General features: G+C 70.5%; 6 protein-coding genes. 4 read left to right on the forward strand and 2 right to left on the reverse strand.

From position 1 onward, the window contains the following. The first annotated feature begins 14 nt into the window (after positions 1–14). From ACTB72_RS07985 to ACTB72_RS07995, 3 genes are read left to right on the forward strand one after another with little or no spacing between them, the layout of a single operon-like run. Positions 15–659, forward strand: coding sequence for an NAD(P)H-dependent oxidoreductase (locus ACTB72_RS07985; protein WP_463036455.1), 645 nt, complete (start codon positions 15–17; stop codon positions 657–659). Next, positions 652–1,614, forward strand: coding sequence for an isopenicillin N synthase family dioxygenase (locus ACTB72_RS07990; protein ID WP_463036456.1), 963 nt, complete (start codon positions 652–654; stop codon positions 1,612–1,614). Before ACTB72_RS07985 ends, ACTB72_RS07990 begins: the two co-directional genes overlap by 8 nt. 14 nt (positions 1,615–1,628) lie before the next feature. Further along, positions 1,629–2,441, forward strand: coding sequence for a creatininase family protein (locus ACTB72_RS07995; protein ID WP_463036457.1), 813 nt, complete (start codon positions 1,629–1,631; stop codon positions 2,439–2,441). Positions 2,442–2,839: 398 nt separating this feature from the next. Here ACTB72_RS07995 and ACTB72_RS08000 read toward each other — a convergent pair whose 3' ends face one another. Next, positions 2,840–5,002 (reverse strand): methyl-accepting chemotaxis protein, encoded by a 2,163-nt coding sequence (locus ACTB72_RS08000; RefSeq protein WP_463036458.1) that lies wholly within the window; start codon positions 5,000–5,002, stop codon positions 2,840–2,842. A gap of 87 nt (positions 5,003–5,089) precedes the next feature. Next, positions 5,090–5,665 (reverse strand): hypothetical protein, encoded by a 576-nt coding sequence (locus tag ACTB72_RS08005; RefSeq protein ID WP_463036459.1) that lies wholly within the window; start codon positions 5,663–5,665, stop codon positions 5,090–5,092. A 302-nt stretch (positions 5,666–5,967) separates the two neighbouring features. On the opposite strand from ACTB72_RS08005, the gene gap reads away from it, so the two are divergent. Continuing rightward, the gene (gene gap / locus ACTB72_RS08010) at positions 5,968–6,969 is read left to right on the forward strand and encodes a type I glyceraldehyde-3-phosphate dehydrogenase (protein WP_463036460.1); all 1,002 of its coding nucleotides are present in this window, start codon (positions 5,968–5,970) and stop codon (positions 6,967–6,969) included. The last annotated feature ends 4 nt before the right edge of the window (positions 6,970–6,973 follow it).

A 6,973-nucleotide genomic window follows, 5' to 3' on the forward strand; every position in this document is an offset into this window, starting at 1 on the left:
AAAGGGGCCCCGCCATGCGCGCCCTCCTGATCTACTGCCACCCGTCGCCCAAAAGCTTCAACGCCGCCGTCGCCGCCACGGTCGCCGCCCGCCTGCGCGACGGCGGCGCGGAGCTGCGCATGATCGACCTCTACGCCGAGGATTTCGACCCGGTGATGACGCCGACGCGCTGGCAGCGCTATGCGGGCGCGAGCCCCGACCATGACGCGCTCGCCCCCCATATCGAGGCGCTGCGCTGGGCAGACACGCTGGTCTTCGTCTATCCGACCTGGTGGTACGGGCTGCCGGCGATGCTCAAGGGCTGGCTCGACCGGGTGATGCTGCCGGGGGTGGCGTTCAACCTGCCGGCGGAAGGCCCGATCACGCCGGGGCTCGGCCATGTCGGGCGGCTGGCGGTGTTCACCACCGGCGGGGCTTCGCGGCTGCTGACCTGGGCGATGGGCGCGCCGGGGCGGCGGACCCTGACCCGCGGGCTGCGGTCCTGCTGCGCCCGGACCTGCCGCACCCATTTCGCCGCGCATTACCGCATGGACGCCTCGACGCCCGAAACCCGCGCCCGCCATCTTGCGCGCGTCACCCGGGAATGCGACCGGATGCTGTCCGGGGCCGGCCTGCGCGCCCCCCGCCCTGCGCTGCAAGGAGACCCCGCCGATGCCTGAGGCCCCCGCCATCCCGCTTCTGGATTTCTCCCGTTTTCGCGACGGCGATGCGGCGGGGCGGGCCGATTTCGCCGCCGATCTGGGCGCGGTCTGTCGCGACACCGGCTTCTTCCTGCTGGCCAATTCCGGCATCATGAACGCCCGACGCACCGCGATCTTTTCGGTGGCGCGCGGGTTCTTCGCGCTGGAGCAGGCGAAGAAGGACGCGGTCGCCATCGCCCACAGCGCCCATAACCGCGGCTACGTCGCCTCGAAGGTGGAGGCGCTGGACCCCGCCTCGGGTCAGGCCGACGCGAAGGAGGCGTTCAACATCGGGCTGGATCTGCCCGAGGATCACCCGGACGTGGTCGCCGGCAGGCCGTTCCGCGGGGTGAACCTCTGGCCCAAGGGCGCGCCTGCGTTCAAGCCGGAATGCCTCGGCTGGTATGACGCATGTCTTGCGTTGGGGCTGGAGCTGCACCAGGCCTTCGCGCTGGATCTCGGCCTGCCAGAGGACTGGTTCGCCGACAAGTTCCGCGCGCCGATGGCGACGCTCCGCCTGCTGCGCTACCCGGCGGGCGGGGAGGGCATCGGCGCCGGCGCGCATTCGGACTACGGCTCGGTCACGCTGCTGGCGACCGATGGGGTGGCCGGGCTCCAGGTCCAGCCCCGGGCGCTGCGCGGCACCGACCAGTGGCTCGACGTGCCCCAGGTTCCCGGCGCCTTCGTGGTCAATATCGGCGACTGCCTGCAGCGCTGGACCAACGATCTCTATGTCTCCACCCCGCACCGGGTGCTGGCGCCCTCGCGCGAGCGCTATTCCGTCGCCTTCTTCCTCGACCCCGATCCCGACGCGGTGATCGAAGCGCCCTCGGTCTGCGTCGCGCCCGGCGAAGCGCCCCGCCACGCGCCGATCACCGGGGCCGAGCATCTGTCCGAGCGTCTCAACGCCACCTACGCGCATCGCGCGAACTGAGAGGGAGGGGGCCCATGCGTCGCCTGCACTGGTCCGACTATTCCACGCTGGACTACGCCGATATCGATCCGGCCAGGACCATCGCGATCCTGCCCACCGCGGCCATCGAGCAGCACGGGCCGCATCTGCCGGTGGGCGTCGACACCGAGATCAACCTCGGCATGCTGCGCGAGGTCTGCGCGCGGGTTCCCGACGATCTCGACATCCGCATCCTGCCGGTGCAGGCGGTCGGCAAGTCCAACGAGCATCTGCACGCGCCGGGCACCCTGACCCTGACCGCGGAAACGGCTTTGGCGGCATGGGTGGAGATCGGTCTTTCGGTGGCCCGCGCCGGGGTCCGAAAACTGATCATCGTGAATTCGCATGGCGGCAACCTGGATCTTGTGTCGATCGTGACGCGGGAGCTGCGGGTGCGCGCCGGGATGCTGGCCGTGCGCTGCCAGTGGGGCGCCTTCGGCCATCCCGAGGGCATGCTGTCGGATCGTGAGAAGACCTACGGCATTCATGGCGGCGATTCCGAGACTTCGCTGATGCTGCATTTCCGGCCGGAACTGGTGCGGATGGATCGCGCGCAGGACTTCGCCTCCTCGGCCGAGGGAATGGGGGATTTCCGCTGGCTGCGTCCGACGGGGTCGGTCGCCTATGGCTGGATCGCCAAGGACCTGAACCCGGACGGGACGGTCGGCGACGCTTCGCGCGCCACGGCGGAGCGGGGGGCTGCGATCGCGGCGCATCAGGCGCAGGGCTTCATCGAGCTGCTGCGCGAGGTCGAGTCCGTCGACCTCGATCGCTTCGCCGCCTTCGCCGATCCCGCGCCCGGCGCCTGATGTTTTGCGCGCCCGGGGGCGGTCGATCCCGCGCCGGGCGACGGGGTCGTCAGGCCTCGGGCAACGGCAGGATGTGGGATCGGGCGTCTGCTTGACGGGGCGCCGGGCGGGCCGAACCCCGGCGACCCGCCTTCCCCCGCCGTGCGGGGCGGAGCGCAGCTCGCCCGCGCCGGCCTGCGGCCGTCGCCCCGCCGGACGTTGTCCGACGGACGGCCCGGCAGGCCGGGCCGGGGCGAGGGGGGCGCCAAGCGGACCCAAGGTCGCGCCAGCGGCGGCGTCGGGCGCCGGTTGATATGAAAACGCCCCGGGTCCGCAGGCAGCGGATCCGGGGCGGTCGGTCCGCGCCAGCGACGCGGATCGGAGCGGGCGGGGACTGGCGGGCTCCGGCGACCCGGCGCTCAGGCGGCGCGGTTTCGCGCGGCGGCTGCGGCCCGGAAGAAGCCGATCAATTCGGCCAGCGTATCGGACTGGGTGCGCAGCGCCTCGGCCGCCCGGGCGCTCTGCTCCGCCATGCTGGCGTTGCGCTGGGTGGTCTCGTCCATGTGCGACACCGCCTGGGTGATCTCCTGCATGCCCGTCGCCTGCTCGCGGCTGGCGCGCGCGATGTCGTCGATGGTCTCCGACATCGAGCTGATCGCCGACATCAGGCCGCCCAGCGCCTCGCCCGTGGCATGAACGTGGCGCACGCCGTCGGCGACCTTGGCGCCCGACGCCGCGATCAGTTCCTTGATGTCGCGCGCCGCTTCGGACGAACGCTGGGCCAGGGTGCGGACCTCGGAGGCCACCACCGCGAAGCCCTTGCCGGCTTCGCCCGCGCGGGCGGCCTCCACCGCCGCATTCAGGGCCAGCAGATTGGTCTGGAAGGCGATCGAGTCGATCACCGCGGTGATGTCGGAAATGCGCGAGGAGCTTTCCTCGATCTCCTTCATCGAGCTGACCGCGTCGCCGACCACCGACTGGCCGGCCTTGGCGCGGTCGCGCGCATCGGCCGCCATCAGGCTGGCCTGGCGGGCGCCGTCGGCATTGGTGGAGATCGTGGCCGAGATCTCCTCCACCGTCGCCGAAGTCTCCTCCAGCGCCGAGGCCTGGGCTTCGGTCCGGCCGGACAGGTCGCCGGCCCCGTTCGAGACCTCGTCGATATTGCCGCGCATGGCGCGCTCGGCCGTCTTGATCTCGGCCACCAGTTCGCCCAGCCGGTCCAGCGTGACGTTGACCGAGCGGGTGACGTCGGCGAAGCGGCCCTTGAATTCGGCGCGCGAGCGGCTGGTCAGGTCGCCGTCGGCCATCGCCTTCACCGGGGTCTCCACATCGGTCAGGAAGCGGTCGATGGTCTCGCAGATGCGGTTCACCTGGCGGGCGACCTGTTCGAGATTCTCGTCCGCGCCGCGGTTGGAGATGCGGCGGGAGAAGTCGCCCTCCGCGGCCCGGGCCGCGGTCTGGTCGATATCGGCCAGGATCGCCAGGTCCTCGGTCCGGTCCTGCCACTCCACCACGGTGCCGATGCGCTGGCCGGCATTCCCGAAGATCGGGCTGACCACCAGCTGCAGCCGCCGTTCGCCCAGCGAGATGTCGGTGGCGATCTTGTCGGTCATGTTCTTCAGCATGCCGGCCTGGTGCGCGCGGTTGCGGTGGAACATGTGGAAGTTGGTGCCGACCATGTTGTGCGAATCGAAGGTCGGGGCGAGCTTGCGGATGGCGTCGCCGGCCTGGTCCAGCGTCTTGACCAGCGAGGGGCTGACATAGGTGATCAGGTCGTCGTCGTCGGCGATCATCAGCTGGGCCGAAGCGGCGTCGATCGCCCGCTTGGTGCGGGCGGAGGCTTGGCTCTGCTCATGAATTTCGGCGAGCGAACGGGCGAGGGTTCCGATCTCGTCCATCCGGTCGAAGCCGGGGATCGGCGCCTCCTCTCCCGCGACCAGCTGGCGCACGGTGGTGGCGAGCTCGACCAGCGGTCGGGTCAGGATGCGCTGCATCGCCCACATGGCCGCGGCCCCCGCCGCCAGGGCGATGACGAGACCGAGCACGCCCAGACGCATGGTCGAGGCTTCCACTTCCTGCGCGATCACGTCGTCGGTCCAGCTGATCGCCACGACGCCGACGATGTCGTCGCCCTTGCCGAAGCGCACCGTGCGGACCTGAGTGAGGCCGTCGGTCGATGCGCCCGAGTCGGCGCCGCCCAGCGCCGCCGTCACCATCGAGGCGATCGCGGGATCCGCCGCCTTCGTCCCCACGGCGGCGATCGGCGCGCCGTCGGTCCCGTAAACCTGCGCGCCGCCGAACGCCTCGCCATTGGCTTCGGCCAGGTGGCTCATCGCCGCCTCGAGGATGTCGACCTTGCCGAACTTGACCGCGCCGCCCATTTCCCGCGCCGTCAGGTCGGCGAGTTGGGAGACTGAGCGCGAGAACACCTCGTTGGCCAGGCGGCTCGACGCCTGCATCGACAGGCCGGCGAACAGCGCGGTCATCAGCGCCGCGCCGAGCGCGAAGGCGAGCGCGATGCGGCGCCCAAGGCGCGGTCGCGCACCGAGGCGCTGCACTTTCGAGGCGGGGGCAGGGGTCATCGGTCGCTCCGAGGCACGAGGGGCGGCGCGGCGCGCAGCGCCGGGCCTGCGCATGTCCGGCGCGCGGCAGGGCGCACCGGACACCGGTCAGTTCAGCAGTTCGACATTGATTCCGAAGGTCACCGCCCCGATCGGCGCGCCGCCTTCGGGGTCCAGCACCGGCAGGCTCACCTGCGACTGGTAGGTCTGGGTGCTCTCATCGAGCTCCACGTCCGAGATGTGCACCGATCCCGCGCCGACGAGGAAAGTCTTCTGCCATTTGGCCTCGTCGCCCTGCCAGTAGTCGGAGGTCGGGTCGGAGACGGCGACGTTCAGGCCGACCTGATCCATGGCGAAGGTCTCGGTGATCAGCCCATCGGAGGCGTCGCGGGCGGCGACCAGCACCCTGGAGGCGGGGCTCGCCTTGACCTTGTCCACCAGCGGTTCGGCGCCCGAGCCGACCTGGGCGCGCCAGTCCTTGTCGAGCGCATCGATCTCGGCCTGAGTGGGGGCGCCTTCGGCGTTCCGCGCCTTGATCGCGGCGATCAGGATCGGGTCGGCTGCGATGGCGGCGAGCGGGCCTGCGGCCAGTTCGAGCAGGCTGGCTTCGTACTCGTTGGCCGCGGCGGACGAGACGAGCGACGCCAACGCCAGAAGGGTGACGGCGAACGGGGCTTTTCTCATGGCGGGGATCCTCGGCTGCGAATGACGGCGTGGCGCGGCGAGGAGAATCCTCCTCTCGCCCGGCGGACTTACCCTGCGTTTGGCTACCGTGGGGTTAATCCGCGCGCGAATTTTCGCAGCTCCCTCGCCTGCCCGCGGCGATTGGCGGCGGCCCTTCGCGCGCCCGCGGACCTCCCCGCCTCGCGCGCGAGGTTTCGCCCGGCCCCGCCCGGCGGTATAACGCCCGCGAGCTATCGCGGAGCGCGCGACGCAGGGCGCGCGCCCGTCATCGGGAAGAAAGCAACCAGGCGAGGAGACCAGCAATGGTGGTCAAGGTCGGCATCAACGGCTTCGGACGGATCGGGCGCAACGTGCTGCGCGCCATCGTGGAGAGCGGGCGGACCGATATCCGGGTCGTCGCGATCAACGATCTCGGGCCGGTGGAGACCAACGCCCACCTGCTGCGCTACGACAGCGTGCATGGCCGGTTCCCGGGCACCGTCACCGTCTCGGGCGACACCATCGACGTGGGCCAGGGCCCGATCAAGGTGACCTCCGAGCGCGATCCCAAGGCGCTGCCCTGGGGCGACGTCGACGTGGCGATGGAGTGCACCGGCATCTTCGCCGACAAGGAGAAGGCGTCCTTCCACCTCGCCAACGGCTCCAAGCGGGTGCTGGTCTCGGCCCCGGCCTCGGGCGCCGACAAGACCATCGTCTACGGGGTCAACCATGGCTCGCTGACCTCGGCCGACCTGGTGGTGTCCAACGCGTCCTGCACCACCAACTGCCTGTCGCCGGTGGCCTATGTGCTCGACCGCGCCGTGGGCATCGAGAAGGGCTTCATGACCACGATCCACTCGTACACGGGCGACCAGCCGACGCTGGACACCATGCACAAGGATCTCTACCGCGGCCGCGCCGCGGCGCTGTCGATGATCCCGACCTCCACCGGCGCCGCCAAGGCCGTGGGCCTGGTGCTGCCCGAGCTGAACGGCAAGCTGGACGGCGTGGCGATCCGCGTGCCGACCCCCAACGTCTCGGTGGTCGACCTGACCTTCATCGCCAAGAAGGCGACGACGGTCGAGGAGATCAACGCCGCGATCCGCGAAGCCGCCGACGGCGAGCTGAAGGGCATCCTCGGCTACACCGACGAGCCGCTGGTGTCGTCGGATTTCAACCATGACAGCCACTCCTCGGTGTTCCACATGGACCAGACCAAGGTGATGGACGGCACCATGGTGCGCATCCTGACCTGGTACGACAACGAGTGGGGCTTCTCCAACCGCATGTCCGACACCGCCGTGGCGCTCGCCGCGACGATCTGATCGC

It is taken from the genome of Albimonas sp. (assembly GCF_055129145.1).

Excerpts from the sequence above, each read along its gene's own strand:
- ACTB72_RS07995 (WP_463036457.1), top strand. The coding sequence starts at position 1,629 with ATGCGTCGCCTGCACTGGTCCGACTATTCCACGCTGGACTACGCCGAT.
- ACTB72_RS07990 (WP_463036456.1), top strand. The coding sequence starts at position 652 with ATGCCTGAGGCCCCCGCCATCCCGCTTCTGGATTTCTCCCGTTTTCGC.
- ACTB72_RS08000 (WP_463036458.1), bottom strand. The coding sequence starts at position 5,002 with ATGACCCCTGCCCCCGCCTCGAAAGTGCAGCGCCTCGGTGCGCGACCG.
- ACTB72_RS08005 (WP_463036459.1), bottom strand. The coding sequence starts at position 5,665 with ATGAGAAAAGCCCCGTTCGCCGTCACCCTTCTGGCGTTGGCGTCGCTC.
- gap (WP_463036460.1), top strand. The coding sequence starts at position 5,968 with ATGGTGGTCAAGGTCGGCATCAACGGCTTCGGACGGATCGGGCGCAAC.
- ACTB72_RS07985 (WP_463036455.1), top strand. The coding sequence starts at position 15 with ATGCGCGCCCTCCTGATCTACTGCCACCCGTCGCCCAAAAGCTTCAAC.